General features: G+C 71.5%; 25 protein-coding genes and 1 pseudogene. 9 read left to right on the top strand and 17 right to left on the bottom strand.

The features are described from left to right. Positions 1 to 24 precede the first annotated feature (24 nt). Positions 25 to 1,167, bottom strand: coding sequence for an acyl-CoA dehydrogenase family protein (locus ACWCPY_RS17235; RefSeq protein WP_451265729.1), 1,143 nt, complete (start codon positions 1,165 to 1,167; stop codon positions 25 to 27). Positions 1,168 to 1,235: 68 nt separating this feature from the next. Beyond that, the gene (locus ACWCPY_RS17230) at positions 1,236 to 2,360 is read right to left on the bottom strand and encodes a CaiB/BaiF CoA transferase family protein (protein ID WP_451265727.1); all 1,125 of its coding nucleotides are present in this window, start codon (positions 2,358 to 2,360) and stop codon (positions 1,236 to 1,238) included. Positions 2,361 to 2,565: 205 nt separating this feature from the next. On the opposite strand from ACWCPY_RS17230, the gene ACWCPY_RS17225 reads away from it, so the two are divergent. Continuing rightward, complete coding sequence (locus tag ACWCPY_RS17225) at positions 2,566 to 3,756, top strand: saccharopine dehydrogenase family protein (RefSeq protein WP_451265725.1); 1,191 nt, start codon at positions 2,566 to 2,568, stop codon at positions 3,754 to 3,756. Between the two features lie 231 nt (positions 3,757 to 3,987). Further along, on the top strand, positions 3,988 to 5,049 hold the full coding sequence (locus ACWCPY_RS17220; RefSeq protein WP_451265723.1) for a peptidoglycan-binding protein: 1,062 nt from the start codon (positions 3,988 to 3,990) through the stop codon (positions 5,047 to 5,049). On the opposite strand, the pseudogene ACWCPY_RS17215 reads toward ACWCPY_RS17220, so the two are convergent. Then, positions 5,019 to 5,096, bottom strand: a pseudogene (locus tag ACWCPY_RS17215) (hypothetical protein); the annotation flags it as partial. The gene ACWCPY_RS17220 and the pseudogene ACWCPY_RS17215 overlap by 31 nt on opposite strands. 49 nt (positions 5,097 to 5,145) lie before the next feature. Then, positions 5,146 to 5,823 (bottom strand): endonuclease V, encoded by a 678-nt coding sequence (locus ACWCPY_RS17210; RefSeq protein WP_451265721.1) that lies wholly within the window; start codon positions 5,821 to 5,823, stop codon positions 5,146 to 5,148. A 105-nt stretch (positions 5,824 to 5,928) separates the two neighbouring features. Between ACWCPY_RS17210 and ACWCPY_RS17205 the strand changes: the two genes are divergently transcribed. Further along, complete coding sequence (locus ACWCPY_RS17205; protein ID WP_451265719.1) at positions 5,929 to 6,228, top strand: YciI family protein; 300 nt, start codon at positions 5,929 to 5,931, stop codon at positions 6,226 to 6,228. 62 nt (positions 6,229 to 6,290) lie between these two features. Here the strand turns inward: ACWCPY_RS17205 and ACWCPY_RS17200 are convergent, their stop codons facing one another. Then, positions 6,291 to 7,391 carry a WD40/YVTN/BNR-like repeat-containing protein gene (locus tag ACWCPY_RS17200; protein ID WP_451265717.1) on the bottom strand — a complete coding sequence of 367 codons (1,101 nt, stop codon included), beginning with the start codon at positions 7,389 to 7,391 and terminating at the stop codon, positions 6,291 to 6,293. A gap of 174 nt (positions 7,392 to 7,565) precedes the next feature. On the opposite strand from ACWCPY_RS17200, the gene ACWCPY_RS17195 reads away from it, so the two are divergent. After that, positions 7,566 to 7,982 (top strand): spore wall synthesis regulator SsgD, encoded by a 417-nt coding sequence (locus tag ACWCPY_RS17195; RefSeq protein ID WP_362450737.1) that lies wholly within the window; start codon positions 7,566 to 7,568, stop codon positions 7,980 to 7,982. A gap of 68 nt (positions 7,983 to 8,050) precedes the next feature. Here the strand turns inward: ACWCPY_RS17195 and ACWCPY_RS17190 are convergent, their stop codons facing one another. Next, positions 8,051 to 8,524 (bottom strand): ATP-binding protein, encoded by a 474-nt coding sequence (locus ACWCPY_RS17190; protein ID WP_451265715.1) that lies wholly within the window; start codon positions 8,522 to 8,524, stop codon positions 8,051 to 8,053. Between the two features lie 142 nt (positions 8,525 to 8,666). Between ACWCPY_RS17190 and ACWCPY_RS17185 the strand changes: the two genes are divergently transcribed. From ACWCPY_RS17185 to ACWCPY_RS17175, 3 genes are all read left to right on the top strand, one after another. Beyond that, positions 8,667 to 9,518 (top strand): helix-turn-helix domain-containing protein, encoded by an 852-nt coding sequence (locus tag ACWCPY_RS17185; protein ID WP_451265713.1) that lies wholly within the window; start codon positions 8,667 to 8,669, stop codon positions 9,516 to 9,518. Between the two features lie 11 nt (positions 9,519 to 9,529). After that, positions 9,530 to 9,721 carry a hypothetical protein gene (locus ACWCPY_RS17180; RefSeq protein WP_451265711.1) on the top strand — a complete coding sequence of 64 codons (192 nt, stop codon included), beginning with the start codon at positions 9,530 to 9,532 and terminating at the stop codon, positions 9,719 to 9,721. Positions 9,722 to 9,942: 221 nt separating this feature from the next. After that, a complete protein-coding gene (locus tag ACWCPY_RS17175; RefSeq protein WP_356087370.1) occupies positions 9,943 to 10,917 on the top strand; it encodes an acyl-ACP desaturase in 975 nt (324 codons plus the stop codon). Positions 10,918 to 11,002: 85 nt separating this feature from the next. Here the strand turns inward: ACWCPY_RS17175 and ACWCPY_RS17170 are convergent, their stop codons facing one another. The 10 genes from ACWCPY_RS17170 to ACWCPY_RS17125 form a co-directional block, all read right to left on the bottom strand. Next, entirely contained in the window at positions 11,003 to 11,503 is a 501-nt protein-coding gene (locus tag ACWCPY_RS17170) for a tetratricopeptide repeat protein (protein WP_451265709.1), read from the bottom strand. A 31-nt stretch (positions 11,504 to 11,534) separates the two neighbouring features. Beyond that, a complete protein-coding gene (locus ACWCPY_RS17165; RefSeq protein ID WP_451265707.1) occupies positions 11,535 to 11,783 on the bottom strand; it encodes a WhiB family transcriptional regulator in 249 nt (82 codons plus the stop codon). A 72-nt stretch (positions 11,784 to 11,855) separates the two neighbouring features. Continuing rightward, positions 11,856 to 12,656 carry a VOC family protein gene (locus ACWCPY_RS17160; protein WP_451265705.1) on the bottom strand — a complete coding sequence of 267 codons (801 nt, stop codon included), beginning with the start codon at positions 12,654 to 12,656 and terminating at the stop codon, positions 11,856 to 11,858. Between the two features lie 112 nt (positions 12,657 to 12,768). Next, the gene (locus ACWCPY_RS17155; RefSeq protein WP_451265703.1) at positions 12,769 to 13,842 is read right to left on the bottom strand and encodes an LLM class flavin-dependent oxidoreductase; all 1,074 of its coding nucleotides are present in this window, start codon (positions 13,840 to 13,842) and stop codon (positions 12,769 to 12,771) included. Between the two features lie 4 nt (positions 13,843 to 13,846). After that, positions 13,847 to 14,734, bottom strand: coding sequence for an ABC transporter substrate-binding protein (locus tag ACWCPY_RS17150; protein WP_451265701.1), 888 nt, complete (start codon positions 14,732 to 14,734; stop codon positions 13,847 to 13,849). Continuing rightward, positions 14,735 to 15,490 (bottom strand): ABC transporter ATP-binding protein, encoded by a 756-nt coding sequence (locus ACWCPY_RS17145; RefSeq protein ID WP_451265699.1) that lies wholly within the window; start codon positions 15,488 to 15,490, stop codon positions 14,735 to 14,737. Continuing rightward, the gene (locus ACWCPY_RS17140; protein ID WP_451265697.1) at positions 15,487 to 16,317 is read right to left on the bottom strand and encodes an ABC transporter permease; all 831 of its coding nucleotides are present in this window, start codon (positions 16,315 to 16,317) and stop codon (positions 15,487 to 15,489) included. The genes ACWCPY_RS17145 and ACWCPY_RS17140 overlap by 4 nt, the downstream gene beginning before the upstream one ends. Continuing rightward, positions 16,314 to 17,330: an NrtA/SsuA/CpmA family ABC transporter substrate-binding protein gene (locus tag ACWCPY_RS17135; protein ID WP_451265695.1), complete on the bottom strand. Its 1,017-nt coding sequence runs from the start codon at positions 17,328 to 17,330 to the stop codon at positions 16,314 to 16,316. Before ACWCPY_RS17135 ends, ACWCPY_RS17140 begins: the two co-directional genes overlap by 4 nt. A gap of 14 nt (positions 17,331 to 17,344) precedes the next feature. Beyond that, positions 17,345 to 18,370 carry an ABC transporter substrate-binding protein gene (locus ACWCPY_RS17130; protein WP_451265693.1) on the bottom strand — a complete coding sequence of 342 codons (1,026 nt, stop codon included), beginning with the start codon at positions 18,368 to 18,370 and terminating at the stop codon, positions 17,345 to 17,347. A 145-nt stretch (positions 18,371 to 18,515) separates the two neighbouring features. Further along, positions 18,516 to 18,626, bottom strand: coding sequence for a putative leader peptide (locus ACWCPY_RS17125; protein WP_451265691.1), 111 nt, complete (start codon positions 18,624 to 18,626; stop codon positions 18,516 to 18,518). A gap of 197 nt (positions 18,627 to 18,823) precedes the next feature. Here ACWCPY_RS17125 and ACWCPY_RS17120 point away from each other — a divergent pair, with 197 nt between their 5' ends. Together ACWCPY_RS17120 and ACWCPY_RS17115 are read left to right on the top strand one after the other, a co-directional pair. Beyond that, positions 18,824 to 19,606: an IclR family transcriptional regulator gene (locus ACWCPY_RS17120; protein WP_451265689.1), complete on the top strand. Its 783-nt coding sequence runs from the start codon at positions 18,824 to 18,826 to the stop codon at positions 19,604 to 19,606. A 96-nt stretch (positions 19,607 to 19,702) separates the two neighbouring features. Beyond that, on the top strand, positions 19,703 to 21,928 hold the full coding sequence (locus ACWCPY_RS17115) for a DEAD/DEAH box helicase (protein ID WP_451265687.1): 2,226 nt from the start codon (positions 19,703 to 19,705) through the stop codon (positions 21,926 to 21,928). A 52-nt stretch (positions 21,929 to 21,980) separates the two neighbouring features. Here ACWCPY_RS17115 and ACWCPY_RS17110 read toward each other — a convergent pair whose 3' ends face one another. Next, positions 21,981 to 23,087 carry a multicopper oxidase domain-containing protein gene (locus ACWCPY_RS17110; RefSeq protein WP_451265685.1) on the bottom strand — a complete coding sequence of 369 codons (1,107 nt, stop codon included), beginning with the start codon at positions 23,085 to 23,087 and terminating at the stop codon, positions 21,981 to 21,983. Between the last annotated feature and the right edge of the window lie 148 nt (positions 23,088 to 23,235).

Raw genomic sequence — 23,235 nt, 5'->3', positions numbered from 1 at the left:
TTCGGGGGTGGTTGTGCGACAGGGTCAGGCGAGCAGCGAGCGGCCGATGATCTCCTTCATGATCTCGGTCGTGCCGCCGTAGATGGTCTGGATGCGGCCGTCGGTGAACGCCTTGGCGACCGGATATTCCGCCATGTAGCCGTATCCGCCGTGGAGTTGGAGGCACCGGTCGGCGACGCGCTTCTGCAGCTCGGTGGCCCACCACTTGGCCATCGAGGCGTGCACGGCGTCGAGGGTCCCGTCGGAGTGGTCGACGATGCAGCGGTCCAGGAAGGTGCGGGTGACGGCGCACTCGGTGGCCATCTCGGCGATCTCGAACCTGATGTGCTGGAGCTTGGAGAGCGGGCGTCCGAAGGCCTCGCGCTCCTTGACGTACCGCGTGGTGATCTCCAGCAGGTGTTCGGCCGCGGCGATCCCGGCGACCGCTATGCCCATCCGTTCCTGCGCGAGATTGGTCATCAGGTGGATGAAGGCGCCGTCCCGCTCGCCGAGCAGGTTCTCCTTGGGGACGCGGACGTCGTTGAAGAACAGCTCGGCGGTGTCCTGGGACTTCTGGCCGATCTTGTCGAGGTTGCGGCCCCGTTCGAAGCCCTCCGCGCCGCGTTCGACGACGATCAGCGAGAGTCCCTTGGCGCCGCCCTCTGGGGTGGTCCTCGCCACGACGACCACCAGGTCGGCGAGGATTCCGTTGGAGATGAAGGTCTTGGACCCGTTGAGCAGCCAGTGGTCGCCCTTGTCCTCGGCGGTGGTGCGGATGCCCTGGAGGTCGGAGCCGGCGCCGGGTTCGGTCATGGCGATGGCGGTGATGGTCTCGCCGCTGCAGAAACCGGGCAGCCAGCGCCGCTTCTGCTCGTCGGTGCCGAGGCCGGTGAGGTAGGGGCCGATGATGTCGTTGTGCAGCCCGAGCGCGAGGCCGGGCGCACCGGCCCGGGTGAACTCCTCGGCGAGCACGGCGCTGTACCGGAAGTCGGTGTTGCCGCCGCCTCCGTACTCCTCGGGTACGGCGAGGCCCAGCAGCCCCTGCCGGCCGGCCGCGAGCCAGGCCTCGCGCGAGACGATGCCGTCCTTCTCCCACTGCTCGTAGTGCGGGAGGACCTCCTTGGTGAGGAAGGTGCGCACGGTCTCGCGGAACGCGTCGTGCTCTTCGGTGAAGATCTGCCGCTGCACTGGGGTCCTCCTGGGGCCGGTTCTTGACGGGGCGGGAAGGGGCCGGGCCGGTCGGGGCCCGGCGGGGATCACGGCCCGGCGATGCCGGGTACGTCCCAGTCGGCGGCGACGGCCTCGGTGTCCGCGCCCGGTCGCGCGGGCCCGCCGCGCACGGAGACGGGGGTCGCGGAGAAGCGGGGCGCGGGCGCGGGCTGGATGAGCCCGTCGTGCTCGACGAAGGTGGAGCGGGCGGCGAGGTGCGGGTGGTGCGGCGCCTCGCGGAGCGAGAGGACGGGGGCGACGCAGGCGTCCGACCCTTCGAACACCTCGGTCCACTCGGCGCGCGTACGGGTCCGGAACCGGTCGGCGACGACGGTGCGCAGTTCCTCCCAACGGCCGATGTCGCCCCGGTCCGGGGCTTCGTCCCCGATCCCGAGGAGCCTGCGGAACTCCTCGTAGAACCGCTGCTCCAGCGGACCGACCGCCATGTACTGGCCGTCGGCGGTCTCGTACGTGCCGTAGAACGGGCAGCCGCCGTCCAGGAGATTGGAGCCGCGCCGGTCCTGCCAGCCGCCGGCCGCCAGCATCCCGTGGATCATCATGGCGAGATGGGCGGCGCCGTCGACGATCGCCGCGTCCACGACCTGGCCCCGGCCGCCGGGGGTGCGGGCGTGCTGGAGGGCGGCGAGCACGCCGACGACGAGATAGAGCGAGCCGCCCGCGTAGTCGCCGACGAGGTTGGCCGGGACGGTGGGCGGCTCGCCGGGCTTGCCGATCATGGAGAGGGTGCCGGTGAGCGCGATGTAGGAGATGTCGTGACCGGCCCGCTCGGCCAGTGGTCCGTCCTGGCCCCAGCCGGTCATCCGCCCGTAGACGAGCCGCGGATTGCGGGCCAGCGCGGCATCGGGTCCGACGCCGAGGCGTTCGGCGACGCCCGGCCGGTATCCCTCGATCAGGATGTCGGCGCGCGCGGCCAGATCGAGCACCCTGGCGGCTCCGCCCTCGGCCTTGAGGTCGATGAGCACGGAGCGCTTGTTGCGGTTGGTGAGGTCGTACGCGGGGTCGATGCCCAGCCCCGCGCCGCCGGGCCGGTCGACCCTGACGACATCGGCGCCGAGGTCGGCCAGGAGCATCGCGGCGAACGGGCCGGGTCCGATGCCGGCCAGTTCGACCACCCGCACCCCTGCCAGCGGGCCGTGCTCTGTCGTTGCCATCAAGCCCCCAGCGGTATGACACAACTGATGTAACATCGATGATGCTAAGAACGCACCGCGCTCCGCACAACCCCTTCGGCCGAGCAAGCGCTTAGTTCCTTCTCCGGGATCCTCCCCCACCGGGGCCGCCCTGCCGCACACCGCCACGAACCGCTCCGCTAGCCTCTGCCTGCCACATCGGCACCCGGCCCCCGCGGAGGCACTCGTGAACAGGCAGAACGGGGCACAACGCCCCTATGACGTGGTTCTCTTCGGCGCCACCGGTTTCGTGGGCGCCCTCACCGCCGCATACCTGGCCGTCCACGCTCCCTCCGGCTTCCGCTGGGCCGTGGCCGGGCGGAACCGGGCCAAGCTGGAACGTCTGCGCGAGCGTCTCGCCGTGATCGAGCCGCGCTGCGCCGACCTCCCGTTGCTGCACGCCGACGCCGACGACGAGCACTCGCTGCGCGAACTCGCCGAGTCCGCCCATGTGGTGGCCACCACGGTGGGCCCCTATGTCTGGTACGGCGAGAAGCTGGTCGCCGCCTGCGCCGAGGCGGGGACGGACTACACGGACCTCACCGGTGAGGCCGAGTTCGTGGACCGGATGTATCTGGAGCACGACGTGCGGGCCCGCGAGACCGGCGCCCGGATCGTGCACGCCTGCGGTTTCGACTCCGTACCGCACGACCTCGGGGTGTACTTCACCGTCCAGCAACTGCCGCGGGGGGTGCCGCTGACGGTCGACGGCTTCGTGCGCAGCAACGCCGTCTTCTCCGGCGGTACGTTCGCCTCGGCGCTCACCGCGATGGGCCGCGGCCCGCGGCTGCTGCGAGCCGCCCGGGAACGCCGGCTGCACGAACCGCGGCTGGTCGCCCGCCGGGCCCGCGCCCCGCTCGGCGCCCCGCACTTCAGCACGGAGACCGGCACCTGGGCGCTCCCGCTGCCGACGCTGGACCCGCAGGTCGTCCGGCGCTCGGCGCGGGCACTCGACCGCTACGGCCCCGACTTCCGCTACCGCCACTTCGCCTCGGTACGCCATCTGCCGGTGGCCCTCGGCGGCACGGCCGCGGCCGGCGCGCTCATGGGCGCCGCACAGATCCCGGCGGCCCGGTCCTGGCTGATGGACCGGTACGAGCCGGGCAGGGGGCCGGACACGGAGCGCCGGCGGCGCAGCTGGTTCACCGTGCGCTTCGTCGGTACGGGCGGCGGGCACCGGGTCCTCACCGAGGTCTCGGGCGGGGATCCCGGCTACGACGAGACCGCGAAGATGCTCGCCCAGTCCGCGCTCTGTCTCGCCCTGGACGAGCTCCCGCCGACCTCGGGGCAGGTCACCACGGCCGCCGCGATGGGTGACGCACTGCTGGAGCGGCTGCGCTCGGCCGGTATGCGCTTCCGGGTCGCCTCCGCGCGCTGAACCGAGGCCCGGCACACGGCGCCCACTCGTTCGGGTGACGTCGGGGGCATGCCCCTGTCTCCTCGTTCCCCGGGGGAGCGGGCCACGGCACCGCTTCGCGGGCTCCCCGGCTGCGCGGCACGGACCGGCGCTTTCACTACGATCTGCGTCCCGCAGGTCGACGCACCCGGGCATGCTCCCGATGCAGGGCTCTGACCTGTGGCTATGCACACAGAGAGTCGGGGAAGAACGATGACGGACAACACTGTGGCGGGTCGCGAGGAACAGCCGGGGCGGGCACTCGCCGGGTTACTGAGGAACTGGTGGGAGTCGTCGGCGCGCGACGGACGTGAGAAACCCACTCAGCAGTCCCTCGCCAAGCGGCTGGGGATCGACCAGACCACCCTGTCGCGCTATCTGAATCCCGCTCACGCCTCCAACGCCCCGTGCCGGATCGTCGAGCAGCTGCACTCGGTGCTGCGGGCCCCGGCCGGTGACCTGGACCGGGCGCTCGCCCTGGCGCTGGCGGCCGGGAAGCGCCCGGCGGCGGTGGCGGCCGGCCCGGCGCCGGCGCCCGCCGGGCCGGCCGGCGGTCTCGACGCGGCGGCCCGTTGGCGGGGCCGCTCCCCCGTCAGGTTCCCGTCCCTCGCCGTCGCGTCGCTTCTCCTGCTCGCGCTGGGCTGTTCCGTGTGGTGGCTGGCACCGGCCGGCCACCAGAGCGACGCCAAGGGCACGGCGCACGTGTCGGCCCGGCCGTCGGAAGGCACGGACTGGCCGCTCGCCCGCAAGGGCGACGTGCTCTGGAAGGCGCGTACAGTGCAGCTGCTGCTGCGCGCGAACGGCTTCGACGTGAAGGTCGACGCCGACTACGGTCCGGCCACGGCCGGTGCCGTCAAGGAGTTCCAGGCCGCTCATGGCCTGACCCCGGACGGCAAGGTCGGAAAGGACACCTGGCCGTTGCTGATCGTCACGGTCGACTCGCGCACGACGAAGCCCGACGCCGTCACGGCGGTGCAGTACCTGGTGCACCACGCCGGGGTGCCGACCGACAGCACCGGTACCTACACCCCCGCGACCATGCGGTCCCTGAAGGAGTTCCAGGAGTCCCGGAACCTGCCCGTGACGGGTGTCGGGGACGAGACCACCTGGCGCGCCCTGCTCAACGCCCAGGGGCCGGACCAGCACATCCAGGGCCTCTCGTCCGGATCACGCCGGGCTCAGAGCGCCCAGGACACCAGCGTGCAGATCATCGAGACGGCCCAGACCACCCCCGCGATCATGCCGAGTGTCATCCCCACCGCGACCCTGCGCTGAGCGAGATAGACGGTGCCGGGTCGCGTGGACGTTCGATGTTCGTTCATGTGTACCAGCTTGCCGGTCATGATCGGCAAACGGAATCCGTACGCGTACTCAGGTGGTCGCCTCCCGCAGGGCCTTCCGGCAGAGCGAGTCGGCCCTGCGGGTGGTCTCCGGCTGACGGAAGTCACGGGCCAGCAACAGGGTGTGGGCGCAGGCGTTGTCCAGGCTCGTCCGGTGTCCGACGGAGACGAAGACGGGTTTGACACCCTCCTGGGTGCGCAGCGCCCGGCCCACTTCCTCCTCGCCGTCGAGCAGCGGCGACCGGTCGCCGCGGTGCGGGCCCGGCTGCTCGTACGAGAAGGTGAACGGGTTCTTGGCGACGCCGATCACGGGGAGACCGGTGAGCACCCCGAGGTGGCTGGCGAGCCCGAAACGGCGCGGGTGCGCCCGGCCGTATCCGTCACAGACCACGAGTCCGGGGTCGACCGGGAGGGATTCGAGCGCGGCCAGCACGGTCGGGATCTCCCGGAAGGCGAGGAGGCCGGGGACGTACGGGAAGGTGATCCGGCCGACGGCGGTCGTCTCGGCGACCACGTCCAAGGTCGCCCCGTCGAGGACGACCGCCGCCGCGACGACGACATCGCGCTCGTCGTCGTAGGCGACATCGACCCCCGTGACCCGGCCGGTGCCGGGCGGCGGACCGGGTTCGTCGAGCACCACGCGGGCGCGCAACGCGTCCTGGACGGCTCGGGCTTCGGCCTCGTCGGCGGGCATCGCAAGGTTTGTCATGGTGGAGTCGAGTCTAGGCAACCGGCAGGGCGGCGCCCACGGCGGACGGCCGGGCCGCGGGCGGGACCGGCCGTCCGCCGGGACCCGTCCCGTAGCCTGGCGATCATGTTTGTACTCGAACTGACCTACACCGCCCCGGTCGAGCGCGTCGACGCGCTGCTCCAGGACCATGTCGCCTGGCTGGACACGCAGTACGCGGCCGGGGTGTTCATCGCGTCGGGCCGCAAGAATCCGCGCGACGGCGGGGTGATCCTGGCAGTCGGGGACGACCGCGAGCGCATCGAGAGGATCACCGCGGAGGACCCGTTCACGACGCAGGGGGTGTGCGCGTACCGGATCACGGAGTTCATCGCGACGAAGACCGCGGACGGACTCGCCCCGTACCGCCAGCAGTTGCCCGGATAGCAGAGCACTCCCCCCGGCGCGGAGCCCGCTCCGGGGGGGTGCGAAGAGCGCGCGGAACGGGCTCAGTGCCCCGCGCGCGCCACTCTTCCCTTTTCGCCCGCCGCCCAGCAGCCGCCGTCCGGTGTGCAGTCGACGGTGTCGTACGAGCCGGTGTCGACCGTGCGCCAGGTGCGGCCGCCGTCCGTCGTGAGGTCGGTGCCGGTCGGGCCGACCGCCAGCGCGCCGGACCTGCTGTGCGGCAGCCAGGCGACGCCCGAGCGGTAGGCGGCCGGCGGGGTGGTGGCCTGCCGCCAGGAGCGGCCGCCGTCGCCCGTCACGGCCGCGGCGTCCGGCGACGGCTCGCCGGCCCGGTAGTCGCCGCCGACCGCGATGCCGTGGTTGCGGTCGCGGAAGGCCAGGCCGAAGACGCCGCGGGCCGGGTCGCCTGCCGGGATCGTCGATTCGGCCGCGGTCCAGGTCAGCCCCCGGTCGGCGGAGTGCAGCACCCGTGCGGTGGCGGCGCCGCCGGTCGCCAGCCAGACGTCCCGGGGCCCCGACGAGACCAGGCACTGGCCACTGGCGGCGAATCCGGCCTCACCGTCCTGCGCCACCGGCATGCCCTCGGTGGGCAGCACCCGCCAGTTCCGGCCGCCGTCCGCGGTGGACAGGATGCGGTACTTCCCGTCCACGGGGTCGCTCATCGCCAGCCCGTGCCTGCTGTCGAAGAAGGTGAGGCAGTCGTAGAAGGCGCGCGCGTCGGTGTTGCGGAACGACTCCGTCCAGGTCGCTCCCCCGTCGTCCGTGCGGAACACCCGGGAGGCCTCGCCCTCCCCGATCGCCAGCGCCACCGCGCGCCGGGCGTCGAAGGCCTCGATGTCGCGGAACTCCAGCGCCTCCCGCGCCGCACCGGGCGGTGCCACGTCGCGCCAGTGCCGGCCGCCGTCGGTGGTGCGCAGCACCGTTCCCCCGGAACCCGCGACCCAGGCGGTGCGACGGTCGACGGCGGCAAGTCCGCGGAAGCGTGCGTCGGTTCCGGTATCGGTGAGCGTCCAGACCGGACGCTCACCGGGGCGGTGCCGGTCCCACGGAGCGGCCGCGGCCGCCGGTGTGGCCAGTGTCGCGGTCAGCGCCGCGGCACAGAGTCCCCATGACATCAGTCGTCTCGTCTTCCCCTTGACCCTCATGGCGCTGGAAGCTAGCCCACGCGCTGTGCCCAGTCCAGGGCGCGCCGCCGGGAAGTGGCCGCGCGCGAGGGGCGGTGACACAGCTCACGCCGCCTTTCGGTGCACGGATGAGGGACTTCGGTCGTCTGTATCAGTGCCGGGAACCGTTCATCTGGCCGAGAAAGGGAGCAGGTCTTGTCCACCGTCATCCAGCAGTCCGTGCAGGCCCGCATGGTCGCATCCGCGCCGCGGATGGAGACCCTTCCCGCCACTCTTCAGTACGACCCGAAGGATCCGTTCACCGTCCGCATGGCGTTCCCCGCCCCGGCGACCCTGGAAGGCACCGAGGTCGCCTGGGAGTTCTCCCGCGAGCTGCTGGCAGCGGGGATGGACGGGGCGGCCGGCGTCGGGGACGTACGCGTCAGGCCGTTCGGCTACGACCGTACGGTCCTGGAGTTCCATGCCGCCGAGGGAATCGCGATGGTGCACGTCCGCACGGCGGAGCTGCGCCGGTTCCTGGGGCGGGCACAGGAAATGGTGCCGGCCGGCGACGAGCACCGGTTCCTGGATCTCGACCGCGGTCTGGCCGAGCTGCTCGGCGGGCCCTGCTGACCTCGCCGCCGGCGGTCCGGCTCCGTCGGGGGGTGACCAGGCCCCCGGGTGACCCGCCGGTGCCGGGATCACCTGTGGAGTAAGGCCCAGGCCTTGCAGCCGCCGGAGGCGGTCAGCGCGGGCGCAAGCCCCCAGTCCCCTCCGTGCGCGTCGACCGCGGCGGCCAGCAGCCACATACTGCCGCTGCGCCGCTCCCGGCACTCCTCGGACTTCACGGCCGAGCCGTGGGACGGGTGCTGGTCGTAGAGGGTGATACGGAGTGCGTCGAACTGCCAGTGCACCCGCAGCAGCATCTCCCGGTCCGGGGTGAACCGGTAGGCGGTCGCGACCAGTTCGGAGGCGGCGAGTACAGCTGTCTCACGAAGCTCCGCAAGACCGTGCCGGGTCAGGAGATCACCGACGGCACCGCGTGCGAGTCCGGCGCAGAAGGCGCCGCCGGGCAACGCGAACGAATAACTCAGGTTGTCAACCACCGGCGGGTGGGGGCCGGCAGATGCGACCGCCGGGAGACGACGCAGTGCGCCCTTCATCAAGATGCTCACATTTCGGTAATTGTGGTGACAATCACACGTAGGCGCAGTCGCCCCGTGTGAGACTTGCGCTACCGACCGTAGCGCACCCAGGAGCACAGTGCTACTACTTGTGCTGATCCGGTCATTTCCACCCTCCCCCGGAAGGAACCCCTTGCCGCCCAGAAGCACCCCGACCGCCCGGCAGCAGCGACTCGGGTACGAACTGCGCAAGCTGCGCGAGCAGTCGGGCATGTCGGTCCAGCAGGCCGCCGCACTGCTCGGCGTCGACCGCACCCGCATCCCGAACATCGAGTCCGGGCGCTTCGGCATCAGCCCCGAGCGGGTCCGCACCCTCGCCTTCAACTACGGCTGCCCGGACACCGGGCTGGTCGACCTGCTCGCCACGATGGCGCAGGAGCGCGCCAGGGGCTGGTGGGAGGAGCATCGCGGACTACTGCTGCCGGCGCTGCTCGACATCGCCGAAATCGAGTACCACGCGGAGGAGCTGACCACCTCCACCACCACGCACATCCCCGGCCTGCTCCAGACCGAGGAGCATGCGCGGGCGGTCTTCGACACCGCCGATCCGCAGCTTCCCGGACCCGATCTGATGGCCCGGCTCTCGCTGCGGCTGCGCCGCCAGGAGGTACTGAAACGGGATCTCCCGCCGATGTACGAGTCGGTGATCCACGAGGCGGCGCTGCGCATGCAGTTCGGCGGCCCGAAGGTGGCGCGGGGCCAGCTGGACCACATCGTCGAGCAGTCCGAGCGGGACCGGATCACGGTCCGGGTGGTCCCGTTCGCGGCCGGCGGTTTCCCGGGCGCCGGGCAGTCGTTCACCTATGTGGGCGCAGCGGTGCCGCAACTCGACACCGTACAGCTCGATTCCTCGCATGGTTCGATGCTGCTGGACTCCGACATGCAACTACGCCGCTACCGGGGCCTGTTGGAGCGTCTGCGCACGCTCGCACTGCCCGTGGGGGAATCGCGCGACTTCATCCGATCCATAGCCCATGACCTCTGAGGAGAGTGACCATGACCGACATCTGCTGGGACGAGGCCTTCTGCAGCGAGGGCGCCAACTGCTTCCGCTTCGGGATCGACGACCGGGGCCGGGCCTACATCGGCTCCACCACGGACGCCACCACCTATGTCAGCGACTCCATGGAGGCGCTGCGGGCACTGATCTCCGCGGTGAAGTCCGGCGCGGCGGACCACCTGCTCTGACCGCGCGCCGAACGCACCCGTGCCCCCGCAAGCGTCAGCTCCGAGTACGCCGACAGCTCAGAGCACCCGCGACCGGGGCCGGCCGGCCCTGGCATGCGTACATAACGTCATATAACGGGGCATCGGGAGAGCGGGCTTGGCGGTGGGCTTACCCCCGCTTTAACCTACGGTCTCGTAACCTACGTGTCCGTAGGTAATTCTCCCGTCCCCAGGAGTTCCCCGTGACGATCACCGCTCCCCACCTCGGCAGCCCCAAGGCGTGGACCGACGCCCAGCTGCTGTACGCCCTGGAAGAGGTGGTGGAGAAGGAGCTCAACCGCCATCTCAAGGTCGCCAAGGACTGGATGCCCCACGAGTACGTCCCGTTCTCCGACGGGCGGAACTTCCCCGGCGTCTTCGAGGACGGTGAGGCCTGGCAGGCCGACCAGTCCAAGGTCACCGACATCGGCAAGATCGCGCTGGTGGTGAACCTGCTGACCGAGGACAACCTCCCCAGCTACCACCACGAGATCGCCTCCCTCTTCGGCCGCGACGGCGCCTGGGGCACGTGGGTGCACCGCTGGACCGCGGAGGAGGGCCGGCACGGCATCGTGATGCGTGACTACCTGCTCACCTCACGGGCGGTCGACCCGGACAAGCTGGAGCAGTTCCGGATGGCGCACATGGCGGAGGGCTTCGAGTCGGACAACCGGCACTCGATGCTGCACTCCGTGGCGTACGTCGCCTTCCAGGAGCTGGCCACCCGTGTCTCGCACCGCAACACCGGCCACCAGTCGGGCGACCCGGTCTGCGACCGCATGCTGGCGCGGATCGCCACCGACGAGAACCTGCACATGGTCTTCTACCGCAACCTGCTCGGTGCGGCCTTCGAACTGGCCCCGGACCTGACGATGCAGGCCGTGCGCGACGTCGTCGTCAACTTCCGGATGCCCGGCCACGGCATGCCGGGCTTCGAGCGGGCCGCCGCGCAGATGGCGATCGGCGAGATCTACAACATGCGCATCCACCACGACGACGTGATCCAGCCCGTGCTGCGCTACCTCAAGGTCCTCTCCATCGACGGCCTGGGCCCCGACGGCCTGAAGGCGCAGGAAGAGCTGGGTCTGTACATGGGCGGCCTCGACAGCGAGGCGGCGAAGTTCGACGAGAAGCTCGCCGCCCGCAAGGCCCGGATGGCCGCGCGCGCCGGCGCCTGACGCCCGCGAAGGCCGCCGCCCCGCCGGACGGGCACCGCAGTACGCCCCGTCCGGCGGCCCCGGCGGACCGACGTCCGCGCCCCTCTCACAGCGTTTCGTTCAGGTCCCGCGCATAGTGCTCGATCGCCGCCCGGTACTGGCGCACATACGGGTCCGTGCTGCCGGCCGCGAGCAGCTCCAGCAGCAAGCGCATGGCTTCGTGGTGCGCACCGGTGTTGAACAGGGCCATGGCGAGAAACGTCCGCAGCGCCCCGTCGTCCGGGAACCGCCCGGCCCCCTCACGCAGCACCTCGACGGCCTTGTCGTGCCGGCCGAGCACCCGGTACGTACTCCCGAGGCCGAGCAGCGCGCCCCTGCGGTCCTCCTCCGACAGCCCTGGCCCGGCCAGGCAGCGTTCGTAGAACGGCACCGCCTCGGCCTCAAGGCCGAGCACATCGTGCGCCCAGGCGGTCTGGTAGGCGATCTCCGCATCCGCCGGGAAGTCGGCGGCGAGGCAGAGCAGCCGCTGCCGCGCCTCCTCCCGATGGCCATCGGTGCGCAGCCGCACGGCCGCCGCGAGCAGGCTGTCCCGGTCGTGATCATTCATACGGACATCGTCCCAGGCCGGCCCTGATGCCTCAGCCGCGGCCTGTCCTGCGCAGCCGTTCCCGCTCCTTCTCGGAGAGCCCGCCCCATACACCGAAGCGCTCGTCGTTGGCGAGGGCGTACTCCAGGCAGGCCACGCGCCCCTCGCAGGCGTTGCAGAGCCGCTTGGCCTCACGGGTCGAGCTGCCGGGAGCGGGGAAGAAGAACTCGGGCCCCGCCTGGGCGCACAGCGCGGTCTCCTGCCAGGCGAGTGCGGGGTCGTCCGCGGTGTTGATCAGCATGCGTCCACAGTGCCTGGTCGCGATAAACGACTGATCAACGCCTCATCAATGCGGCGCGCCGATGAGTTCCGGTCAGGTCTGCGACGCCGTCGCGCTCGTGATCAGGGCGAATTCTGCCCCGTCCGGATCGGCGGCATGCGCGATTTTCCCCACGCCTTCCATCTCCATCGGTTCCAGGCTCAGCTTGCCGCCCAGCCGCTCCACTTCCGCCACCGCCGCGTCGCAGTCCTCGACCTCGAAGTACGGCAGCCAGTGCGATCCGGCCACCGCCCTGGTCGCCATCGCGTTGAGCGGTACGAGGCCGCCGAAGCCCGCCTCCTCGCCGCCGCCCCCGGTCCGGATCACCGTGTAGGACCCGCCACCGCCGGGGATCGGCGTCAGGGCGGTCTCCCATCCGAAGACCGCGTCGTAGAACGCGGCGGCCGCGGGCACGTCCGGGGTGTACAGCTCGGCCCAGCACAGGCTGCCCGGGACACCCACCACCCCCAGGCCCGGGTTCTTCCCCGGCTGCCAGATACCGAAGAAGGCCCCCGCCCGGTCCTTGAATCCGGCCATCCTGCCGAGGTCCAGGACGTCCATCGGAGGGAACGGCACGGTGCCGCCGGCCCGCTCGACCGTCTGCGCCGTGGCGTCGGCGTCCGACGACCGGAAATAGACCGACCAGGACGGCTCCCCCTGCTCCTCGGTGACCGTCATCGCCCCGCCGGCCGTCTTCCCGTCCAGCGTGAACGTGCCGTACCCACCGGTCTCCGGGCCTCCGGCCACGAACTCCCAGCCGAAGAGGCCGGTGTAGAACTCGACGGCACCGTCGAGATCGGGGGTGCCCAGATCGGTCCAGCTGGGCGCTCCGTCGGCGTAACGGGTGGTGAGCATGTCCTGCTCCTTCGACGATGCCCGGGCTGCGGGCTGCGGGAGCCTTCCCGACGTTCCGAGTCTCGCACCGGGTACCGCCGCCCGCAGCCCGCGCCCGGGGCACCCGCCTCGGTCAGCGCTTGACGCCCAGTGCGGGGAGCACGGTCTCCGCCACCCGGTAGGCCTCCTCCAGCAGCGGGTTGCCGGAGAGGATGAAGGTGTCGACGCCCAGGTCCTGGAACTCCCCGAGGCGCTCGACGACCTGGGCCGTGGAACCGACGACCGCCGTGCCGGGGCCCGGGCGGAACAGGCTCATGCCCGGCCACATGTTGGGGTGCTCCTCCAGCTCGCGGGCGTGCGCGGGGACCTTGCCGCCGTGCTGGCGGAACTGGCGCTGCCAGCCCACGCCGTCCTCCCCCACCCGGTCGCCGAGCTGCCTGGCGTACGTCGCGTCGCTCGTCACGTCGAGGAGCCGGTCGGCCGCCGCCCATGCCTCGTCCTCCGTGTCGCGGACGATGAGGTGGAGGCGGAGCCCGATCCTGAGCGTGCGACCGTACGCGGCTGCCCGTGCCCTGACCCTGTCCAGCTTCTCCTTGAGCAGGTGCGGGGGTTCTCCCCAGGTGAGGTAGACATCGACATGCTCGGCCGCCATCTCAATGCCGGGGTCGGACGAGCCGCCGAACCAGAGCGGGATGTGCGACTCCTGGACCGGCTTCAGCTCCCTGAAGGACGCGCCCGCGTTCTTCAGGTCGTAGAAGCGGCCCTTGTGGTCGAAGACCTCACCGGCGGTGAGCCGCTTCACGATCGACCAGTACTCGGCGCTCAGTTCGTACCGTTCGTCGTGCTCCACGTGGAGCCCGTACTCCTGGAGGGACTTCGTCGAGCCGTTGACGACGTTGAAGCGGAGCCGGCCGCCGAAGAGGCGGTCGAAACTGAGGGCCATCTTGGCGAGCAGGGTGGGCGAGATCAGACCGGGATGGACGGCCAGCAGTGGCTTGAACCGGGTGCTGGTGGAGGCCGCCAGCGCGCTGCCGAGCGGCCATACGTCGTACAGGTCGGTGGCGAGCAACGCACCGCTGTAGCCGAGGCGTTCGACCGTGCCGGCGAGCTGGGCGAGGTAGCCGAGGTCGACCGGCCGCCGCCCTTCGGGTTCCCAGGGGTAGGCGCCTTCGCGCGGGATGATGTACCAGAGGACTTCGGTCGCCATGTCGTCACGCCGCCTTGTCGGCGCCGGTGCCGGCCAGGGCGTCGGCGACGGTGACCGGGCGGTCGATGAAGCCGGTGCGGTGGAAGATGTCGGCCGCTTCCTGCTGCTCGGCGATGAAGGCGTCGGTGACGGGCTCGATCCTCCAGGGCAGGGCGCGCAGCGCGGTCTCCCAGTCGTCGGCGGATCCGCCGAGGTCGGCGGCGGCGATCTCGGCCGCCCGGCGGGGGTTGGCGGCCGCCCAGTCGTCGGCGCGCCTCAGGGCGCGGGTGAGCGCCTCGATCACCTCGGGGCGGCTCTCGGCGAGGTCACGGCGGGCGAAGAAGACGGAGCGGTCTGTGATGACGTCGCCGGTGCGGATCAGGGTGCGCAGCCCGCCGGTGCGGCGGGCTGCGGCGAGCTGGGCTCCCTGGGCCACCCAGGCGGCGATGGCGCCGGTGCGCAGCAGCTCCTCGCTGTCGTCGGTGCTGCGGACGGCGGTGATGTCGTCGGCGTAGGAGAGCCCGGCGTCGTCGAGGGCCTTGGCGATGAGGTGGGTCTGCCAGGAGCCGATGGCGAGGTGGACGGTGGTGCCCTTGAGGTCGGCGACCGTGTGCACGGGGCTGTCCTCGGGGACGAGGAGCGCGCCGTGTTCGGGGCGCGGGGCCGAGACGGCGGTGTAGACGATGTCATGGCCGGCTGCCTGGGCGGTGACCGGCGGGGTCGAGCCGGTGCCGCCGAAGTCGATGACGCCCCGGCTGAGGAGTTCGCCGGTGCGGACGCCGTTGGTGTACGGGTGGAAGACGACGTTCTCGCCGAGCGGGGCCAGCTCCTCCTGGGCGAGGCCGAGACGGGAGAGGTGGTACAGGTGGTAGAGCGACGGGTTGCTGCTGTGCACACCGATGGTGATGGTCATTCAGATCACTCCGACTTCGGTACGTTCGGGGGACTTTGCGGGGTGCGGGGTCGTCTCGACCCCGAGGTCGTCGAGGAGCCTGCGGCGCAGGGCTCCGAAGGCGGGATCACCGGGGTCGCGCGGCCGGTCGACAGTGACCGGTTCGTCGGTGATCAGCCGGCCGTCGCGCAGGACGGCGACCCGGTCGGCGAGCCGTACGGCCTCGTCCACGTCGTGGGTGACGAGGAGGACGGCGGGCCGGTGCTTGCGGCACAGCTCTCCCACCAGGTCCTGCATCCTGAGCCGGGTCAGGGCGTCGAGCGCGGCGAACGGCTCGTCGAGCAGCAGCAGTTCGGGTTCGCGGACCAGGGCGCGGGCCAGGGCGACGCGCTGGGCCTCGCCGCCGGAGAGGGTGGCGGGCCAGGCGTCGGCGTGCCGTTCCAGGCCGACTTCGGCCAGGGCCCGCAGTCCGTCTCCGTAGCGGCCGCGCGGCAGGGCGACCGTCACATTGGCGAGGACCTTCTTCGAGGGTACGAGGCGGGGTTCCTGGAAGACGACGGTGCGGGCCTCGGGGACGAGGACCTCTCCGGCGTCGGCCGCGTCGAGTGCGCCCAGGATGCGCAGCAGGGTCGTCTTGCCGCTTCCGCTCGCGCCGAGCAGGGCGACGAACTCGCCCCGCGCGATGTCGAGTCGGAGTCCGTCGAGGACGGCGCGGTCGCCGAACACGCGCCGCAGCTCCCGTACCCGTACGGCTGGTCGAGGATGGCGGTCGGTCATCGGGTGGCTCCCTGTGGGGTGCGCCAGGGCATCAGCAGGCGTTCCAGCAGCCGTACGACGACGTCGGCGGTGAGGCCCAGAAGTCCGTAGACGAGGATGCAGACGGCGAGGATGTCGGTGCGGGCGTAGCTCTGTGCCTGGGACATCAGATAGCCGATGCCGGCGGTGGCGTTGATCTCCTCGGCGGCGATCAGCGCGATGACGCTGAGGGTCATGGAGAGCCGCAGCCCGGCGAGCAGCGACGGCAGGGCTCCGGGCAGGACGACCTCGCGCACGAGGGCGAGCCGTCCCATGCCGAAGCTGCGCATGGCCTCGATGAGTTTGGGGTCGGTGTTGCGCACCCCGCTCGATGTGGACACGTACATCGGGAAGGTGGTGGCGACGGCGATGAGGAGGATCTTCGCGGTCTCGTTGATCCCGAACCAGACCATGAACAGGGGGACCAGGGAGAGGAACGGGATGGTGCGCAGGGTCTGGATGGAGGAGTCGAGGAGTTCGTCGCCGAGCCGGGTGAATCCGGTGGTGATGCCGAGGACCAGCCCGGCGGCGAGCCCGATGAGGAGACCGAGTGCGGAGCGGGTCAGGGAGGTGGTCAGGGCGTCGGGAAGTTGTCCGTTGCCCCACAACTCCCCCACTGCGCGCAGTACTTCGGCGGGCGAGGCGAGGACGTCGGGGGTGAGGAGTCCGGTGGCGGACGCCGCCCACCACAGGACGAGGAGCGCGAGCGGGCCGAGTGTCCGGACGGTCGCGGAGTAGGTCCGGCTGCGGGCCCTGCGCCGCTGGGGGCGGGGCCGGACGAGGCCCGGATGGAGGCCGGTGTCGCTCATTTCAGCTTCTCGATGTCGAGGAGGTGGGCGGCGACGTCGACCTTGTCCGTGGTGACCTTCTGCTCGGCGTAGAAGGCGGCGACGGCCTCGAAGCGCTCGATGTCCCCGGCTCCGATGGGGTCGACCGTGCCGCCCTTGCGGGTGAACTCGGTCTGGACCTCCTTCGCCCTGCCGGTGACGGCGGTCGGCCCGACGTCCGTGAAGACGTTGAGGTACGCGGCCGGGTCCTGCTTCTCCTTGGCGCTGGCGTCGTGGAGGTACTGGTAGAGCGCCTTGACGATCTCGGGGTGCTGCTCGGCGAAGCCGGTGCGCACGGCGTTGAGGCTGTAGTTGTCGGAGCCGATCGCGGCGCCGTCGGCGACGAAGTGCGCCTTGCCGCTGCCGATCTCGGCCACGGCGTAGGTCGCCCAGACGGCCCAGGCGTCGACCTTGCCCGCGTTGAAGACGGCGGCCGTCTGGTCGGGCCGCAGATAGACCCGCTTGACCTCGTCGGCGGGGATGCCGGCCTTGGCGAGGGCCTTCAGCAGCAGGTACTCGCCGGTGCCGCCCTGGTTGACGGCGACCTTCTTCCCGACCAGGTCCTTGACCGATGCGATGCCGGCGCCGTTCTTGACGAGGATGCCCTCGCCGGCCGCGTCCGGGTCGACCGCGGTGAAGAACTTGAAGCCGGGGCGCTGGGCGAGCGAGGTGATGCCGGAGGTGATGGAGCCGGTGGCGATGTCGAGCTGGTCGGCGTTCATCGCCTGGGCGGCGGGGGCGAAGGGCCCCGCGCTGCCGGTCCAGCGCACCTTGGCGCCGGCCTTGGCGAGCGCCTTGTCGAGGCTGCCGTCCTTCTTGCCGAGGGCGAGCACCCCGGAGTTGCCGGGGTCGGGGATGCGGATCTCGACCGTGCCGCCGGCTCCGGATCCGCCGCCGGCGGCCTCGGACGAGCCGCAGGCGGTGAGGGCGATCAGGGCGGTGGCCGTGAGGAGCGCGGGGGCGGCGGCGGTGCGCAGTGGTCGGGGCAGGTTCATGGTGTCGGGGGTCCTCACAACTCAGGGGCGAAAGCGCGGTGGGCGGAACGGGAGGCGGCCAGTGCGGTGGCGCGGCGCAGCGGTTCGGGGTCGGCCCAGGAGGTGATGTCGACGGGTTCGGGCAGGAAACCGTGGGCACGCAGCCCGGCCTCCTGCTCGGCGAGCAGGGCCAGACGGTCCGGGGAGAGGTCGGGGTGGAGGGTGAGATGGGTGCCCGGCCGATAGGCCCCGGCGACTCCGTCGGCGCCCGCGCCGGTCTCGGCACCGAGGATCCGGGCGACCTCGGCGGGCTGTCCGGTGGCCCAGTCGGCGGCCCCGAGCAGGACGGCAAGGAAGCGGTCGACGAGGCCGGGGTGGTCGTCGAGGAGCTGCTGGTGGACGGTGATGGGGCGCGGGGTGCCGTTGTTGATCCGGAACCGGCGGTCGGCCAGTTCGTCGAGTTCGACAGCGACCTCCGCCCCCACCCGCCGGGCGGCCTCGACGGCCAGCGCGCCCTTCACGTACACGGCGTCGACGTCACCGCGCCGCAGTGCCGCCAGTTCGGCGGCCCACTGGCCCGGGTGTCCGGCGGCGGGTACGTCGACGAACGTGACGTCGTCCGGTACGAGTCCGGCGGCGGCGAGCGCGCCCTCGAAGCCGCGCAGGGCCATGGCCCGCCAGAAGTCGATGGCGATGTCGTGGACCGGAACGGCGAGCCGCAGCCCGCGCAGGGCCTCGACGCCCCGGATTCCGGAACCGGGTCCGACGAGTACGGCCTGGCGTTCCTCGATCCAGGTGAGACCGATCAGCCGGGTCCGTTCCCCGCGTGAACGGGCCCACAGGGCGGGTACGTTGCCGCCTTCGCGGAACAGGCCCGGCAGGGCGTGGGTGAAGTGGGCGGACCGGTCGGCACCGGGCGCGGCGTCCTGGAGGGACCGCACCGTGATGCCGTCGGGGGCGAACTCTTCGGTGAGCCAGCCGCGATCGGCGGCGATGCCGGTCGCGGTGGGGACGGGACAGCGGGTGAACCAGAGCGTCCGGGGCAGGACGGCATGCGTCATGGAGGACTTCCCGAAGGGTCGACGAAGCGGAGGGTGTCGTGGCGTGGCGCGTACGCCGGAATGCGGACACCGGGTACGGCCGAGGCCCCGGCCGCGCCGGAGCGCGGCGGGGGGAGGAGGGAAAGGGAAACGCGAAGGGGAGGGGTCAGCGACAGGCGGCGCTGGAGACCCGTGCCAGGTCTATGTGACGGCGCAGCGTCAGGGCGAGCAGGACCGGGGCGGTGCGGGCGGTTGTCGCGGTTCGGCGGTCGGCCATGGCACTGCTCCCTTCTGCTCGTCGTTGCTGACGTGCTGCAGACTGCCACGCACCGAGGCCGTCCCACAACTCGCTTCCCATGATGTGGGATTCAGTGTGAACACAGTGTTTCACCACGCGGCTCTCCGGGTCCTCAACTCCCGTAATGTGGCAACCGTATGCCCCCGCACACCCTCACGAGCGGAGAGTGGACCGATATGACCGAGGCCACGGCAGTGCGTTCTCCCGGCGGAGCGCAGGCGGTGCAGCGCGCCCTGGACGTCCTGCACTGTTTCCACGACAACGGCCCCGACGTCAGCGCCTCCGACCTCGCCCGCCGTCTCGGGCTCTCCGTCTCCACGGCACACCGTCTGGCCCGCACCCTGCTCGGCGCGGGCTTCCTGGAGCAGGACGCCCGTACGTCCCGCTACCGGCTGGGCCCGGCCGTGACCGAGCTGGGCAGGCTCTCGTACCACCAGCGCGGTCTGCATCTGGCCGCCCCCGAACTCGCCGATCTCGCCGAGCGCACCGGCGCCACCGCCGACCTGGCACTGCGCAGCGGCCCCCATGCGGTGATCGTCGCGGGCGGCTCGGTCACCCCGAAGGTGGGACTGCGCAGACCTCTGCACTCCACCGCGCTCGGCAAGGTCCTGCTGGCCTGGGCCCGGCCGGGCGAGGGCGGGCCCTCGTCGCTGCCCCCGCTGCCCGCCTTCACCGACCGTACGATCGTCGAACCGGCGGCCCTGGAGGACGAGTTGGCGAAGGTACGGTCCGACGCCTACGCGCTCAACGACGGGGAGTCGGCCCACGGGGTGCGGACCCTGGCGGTGCCGGTCCTGGACGGCGCCGGTCATGCCCGCTTCGCCCTGGCGGTCCGGGCCACCCCGTCCGTGATCACCGACGCGCGCACCGACTGGTTCCTGGCGCAGGCCCGCTCCTGCGCGCGGGCCCTGGAGATCCTGCTGCTCTCCCCGGCCGAACGCCGGCCGCCCACGCCCTGAGCAGCCTGGACTGTCGGTGCCGCGTGGCACGATAGGAATCGTCCGGGCAGGTGCCGGGCGGGACGGCAGCCGGGCTGCGCGGACAGAGGGACGTACATGACACAGGCCGGAGCGACGGAGGACGGGGCGCCCACGGGAAGGGCCGCCCGGGAGCTGCTGACGCGGGCCGGTCTGCTGCTGGAGACCGCGCGCACGGTGCTGGCCGATCACACCCGCGCCGTCGACGCCGTGCACACCACGCTGACGCCGCTGCTCGACTCCCTCGTCCGCCGGGAGCTCGCGGCCATCCCGGCTTCCAGGCTCAAGGACGTCACCGAGGGCAGACTGCGGCTCGGCGCAGTCGAGCAGGCCGGTTTCACCACCGTCGGCCAGGTCCACGAGGCCAGTCGCTACGAGCTGCGGCAGATCCCCGGGGTCGGCGCGCAGACCGCCGATCAGGTGCTGGCCGCGGCCGGCCAGATCGCCCACGCGGTGCGGGACACGGTCGCGGTCCGGATAGATGTGGACGACCCGGACGACGCCACGACCGCGCTGGTCGTCGCCCTGCACCGGCTGGTCGCCGCCGGTCCCGACGTCCGGCGTGCGGTCGACGCGGCGGGTCGGCTCGTCGGGCGCCTCGAACCGCTGCTGGCGGCCGCGGGTCCCGCGCGCGGCCGGCTGCGCATGTTGTTCACCGGGCGGGAGGCCCGCTCCCGGGCGCTGGAGGCCGTCGCCGAGGTGCGGACGGCGGTGGCCGAGGCGGAGGAGCGCGAGCTGCCGCTGCTGTTCGGGCAGGTCTCGGTGGATCTGCTGCGGGCCCCGGAGTCGGACCTCGCCGCGTGGGTGGATTTCGAGCTGCGGTCCGCCGAGTACTACAGCCTGCTGGCCGAGATGTCCGGCACCGGCCCGGACCGGGACGCGGCCGAGGGGTTCCTGCCGTCCCGGATGGCGGACCGGGTGCGCGGTCTGCGGCTGGACGACGCCCATCTGCGCGTCTCGCTGCGCGGCTACCAGTCGTTCGGCGCGCGGTTCGCGCTCGCGCAGAAGCGGGTGATCCTCGGTGACGAGATGGGGCTCGGCAAGACCGTCCAGGCCATCGCCGCGCTGGCACATCTCTCGGCGCGGGGCGAGACGCACTTCCTGGTGGTCTGCCCGGCGAGCGTGCTGATCAACTGGGCGCGCGAGATCCGCGCCCGCTCCACGCTGCGCACCCTTCCGGTGCACGGCCCCGAGCGGCAGTCGGCCTTCGGCGAATGGCATCGAGGCGGCGGGGTCGCCCTCACCACGTTCGACGCCCTGCACACGCTGCCGGCCGCCGCGGACTGCGGCCTTCGGCCCGGCATGCTGGTGGTCGACGAGGCCCACTACGTCAAGAACCCCGCCACCCGCCGGTCCCGGGCGGTGTCCGGCTGGACGCAGCACACCGAACGGGTGCTGTTCCTGACCGGCACGCCCATGGAGAACCGCGTCGAGGAGTTCCGCAGCCTGGTCCGTCACCTCCAGCCGGAGCTGGCCCCTTCGATACACACCACCCATGGAGCCGCCGGCTCGCTCGCCTTCCGCAGAGCGGTCGCCCCCGCCTATCTGCGGCGCAACCAGGTGGACGTGCTGACCGAACTCCCGGCGCTGGTACAGGTCGACGAATGGGACGAGTTCAGTCCGGGCGATCTCGACGCCTACCGCGAGGCGGTGGGCGCCGGGCACTTCATGCGGATGCGCCGGGCCGCGTACGCCCGGCCCGGCACGTCCGCGAAGCTGAACCGGCTGCGCGAGCTGGTGGCCGAGGCCGCGGACAACGGCCTGAAGGTCGTGGTGTTCTCCTACTTCCGCGAAGTGCTCCACACGGTCGGACAAGCCTTGGAACCGCCCGTGTTCGGCCCGCTCTCGGGGGACATCCCGGCCGCCCGGCGCCAGCGGCTGATCGACGACTTCGGTGCCGTGGACGGCCATGCCGTACTGCTCAGCCAGATCCAGGCGGGCGGCGTCGGACTGAACATGCAGACCGCGTCGGTCGTCATCATCTGCGAACCGCAGATCAAGCCGACGATGGAGCACCAGGCGGTGGCCCGCGTCCATCGGATGGGCCAGATACGGACCGTCCAGGTGCACCGGCTCCTCGCGGCCGACAGCGTCGACGAACGGATGCTCGACATCCTGGCCCGCAAGGAGCGGCTGTTCGACCTGTACGCACGGCGCAGCGATGTCGCCGAGACGACGCCGGACGCCGTGGATGTGTCGGACGGGGCTCTGGCCCGACGCATCGTCGAGGAGGAACAGCTGCGCCTCGCGACCGGAACGGCTGGGACGGACGAGGCCTCCCGCGAGGTGGTGCCGGAGAGCTGACGCCGTCAGGGCCGACGGCCCGACGGCATCGGGGGCTCGCGGAACAGCGGCGTCAGGATCCGTGTGCCGCCGGGTCGTGCGCGGCCGTGCCCTTCGGCGCGCTTCCGGAGGCCGCCTTGTCCGGCGTTGCCTTGTCCGGCGTTGCCTTTTCCGTTGTCTTTTCCGGCGTTGTCTTTTCCGGCGCCGGCTTGTCGTGGGCCGCCATGTCGTGCGGCTCGTATCCCGGCACCGTGCCGTCCGGCTTGGCGACCAGCAGGAGTCCGGCCATCCCCATGTCGGAGTGGCTCTGCACATGGCAGTGGTACATCCAGGCGCCCGCGCCCACGTGTTCGCCCGCGATGACCTGGAAGCCGAAGGAGTCCGCCGGGCCGACGATCTTCGTGTCGATGACCCGGCTCGGGTCGTCGGGGCCGGTGAGCAGGCCGGTCCGGTTGTCCGCCCAGCGATGACCGTGGATGTGGAACGTGTGGAAGTAATCGCCGTGCGTGATCATGACCACTTCGAGCCGGTCCCCCACCGTGGCCTCGAAGTTCGGGCTCTCGTGGGCCGGCTTGTTGTTGATCGTCATGTCGTTGAAGACGATCGCGATCGTCTTGTCCGGCAGGATGTCGCCCTGGCGCCGGACGATCAGCGGACCGTAGAGGCCCTTGCGGATGCCGCCGGTGCCGTGATCCGTGCCGACGACATGGTCGTGGTAGTGCCAGTAGCCCGCGCTCCCCGGCTGCCAGGTGCCGTCCTTGCGCCGGCCGGGTGCATGGGTACGCCAGGTGTACGTACGGGTCCCGCCCGGTTCGACAATGCTCTTGTTCAGCCGGGTACCGTCGCTCGCGATGTCGTAGTCGACTCCGTGCGCATGGAGGCTGACCGGCACATCGGCCGTGTTCTCGAACTCGATGTGCAGGGTGTCGCCCTCGTTGATCTCGATGAGCGGCCCCGGCACCGTCGCCTTGCCCTTCTCCAGCCCGTACCCCATCCGACCGTCCGCCAGCTTCTCGGCGTACAGCTTGAGATGGCGGACCACACCGCCCGCCGGGGCGGTGGCCCGTGCGGGCTCCGCCGAGCTGGCCTCGATCGAACCCAGGGACAACGATGTCAGGCCTGCCGCGGCCGCCACACCGCCACCGACCAGCATCCGCCGGTTGAAGCTCCTTCTGTCCATACCGAACTCCTCACTGCACCAAGGAATTTGGAGCGCCGACTCGCCCCGGACGGCCCACACCGTAGCCGGAGGTTCGCAGTTTATCCACAGCCAGGACAAAGTTCGTGCAATTGACGCCATAGCTATTGGCGGACCACGAAAAGAGGTC

This window comes from Streptomyces sp. NPDC002403 (assembly GCF_053593015.1).
The sequence above is the reverse complement of the archived record's forward strand: the minus strand, read 5'-3'. Positions and strand labels throughout refer to the sequence as shown.

Bases quoted from the DNA above. Each gene is read 5' to 3' on its own strand.
- ACWCPY_RS17230 (WP_451265727.1), bottom strand. From the start codon at position 2,360: ATGGCAACGACAGAGCACGGCCCGCTGGCAGGGGTGCGGGTGGTCGAA.
- ACWCPY_RS17110 (WP_451265685.1), bottom strand. From the start codon at position 23,087: ATGGACAGAAGGAGCTTCAACCGGCGGATGCTGGTCGGTGGCGGTGTG.
- ACWCPY_RS17220 (WP_451265723.1), top strand. From the start codon at position 3,988: ATGACGGACAACACTGTGGCGGGTCGCGAGGAACAGCCGGGGCGGGCA.
- ACWCPY_RS17115 (WP_451265687.1), top strand. From the start codon at position 19,703: ATGACACAGGCCGGAGCGACGGAGGACGGGGCGCCCACGGGAAGGGCC.
- ACWCPY_RS17145 (WP_451265699.1), bottom strand. From the start codon at position 15,490: ATGACCGACCGCCATCCTCGACCAGCCGTACGGGTACGGGAGCTGCGG.
- ACWCPY_RS17165 (WP_451265707.1), bottom strand. From the start codon at position 11,783: ATGCTGATCAACACCGCGGACGACCCCGCACTCGCCTGGCAGGAGACC.
- ACWCPY_RS17140 (WP_451265697.1), bottom strand. From the start codon at position 16,317: ATGAGCGACACCGGCCTCCATCCGGGCCTCGTCCGGCCCCGCCCCCAG.
- ACWCPY_RS17200 (WP_451265717.1), bottom strand. From the start codon at position 7,391: ATGAGGGTCAAGGGGAAGACGAGACGACTGATGTCATGGGGACTCTGT.
- ACWCPY_RS17120 (WP_451265689.1), top strand. From the start codon at position 18,824: ATGACCGAGGCCACGGCAGTGCGTTCTCCCGGCGGAGCGCAGGCGGTG.
- ACWCPY_RS17170 (WP_451265709.1), bottom strand. From the start codon at position 11,503: ATGAATGATCACGACCGGGACAGCCTGCTCGCGGCGGCCGTGCGGCTG.
- ACWCPY_RS17125 (WP_451265691.1), bottom strand. From the start codon at position 18,626: ATGGCCGACCGCCGAACCGCGACAACCGCCCGCACCGCCCCGGTCCTG.
- ACWCPY_RS17130 (WP_451265693.1), bottom strand. From the start codon at position 18,370: ATGACGCATGCCGTCCTGCCCCGGACGCTCTGGTTCACCCGCTGTCCC.
- ACWCPY_RS17155 (WP_451265703.1), bottom strand. From the start codon at position 13,842: ATGGCGACCGAAGTCCTCTGGTACATCATCCCGCGCGAAGGCGCCTAC.
- ACWCPY_RS17135 (WP_451265695.1), bottom strand. From the start codon at position 17,330: ATGAACCTGCCCCGACCACTGCGCACCGCCGCCGCCCCCGCGCTCCTC.
- ACWCPY_RS17180 (WP_451265711.1), top strand. From the start codon at position 9,530: ATGACCGACATCTGCTGGGACGAGGCCTTCTGCAGCGAGGGCGCCAAC.
- ACWCPY_RS17205 (WP_451265719.1), top strand. From the start codon at position 5,929: ATGTTTGTACTCGAACTGACCTACACCGCCCCGGTCGAGCGCGTCGAC.
- ACWCPY_RS17160 (WP_451265705.1), bottom strand. From the start codon at position 12,656: ATGCTCACCACCCGTTACGCCGACGGAGCGCCCAGCTGGACCGATCTG.
- ACWCPY_RS17150 (WP_451265701.1), bottom strand. From the start codon at position 14,734: ATGACCATCACCATCGGTGTGCACAGCAGCAACCCGTCGCTCTACCAC.
- ACWCPY_RS17210 (WP_451265721.1), bottom strand. From the start codon at position 5,823: ATGACAAACCTTGCGATGCCCGCCGACGAGGCCGAAGCCCGAGCCGTC.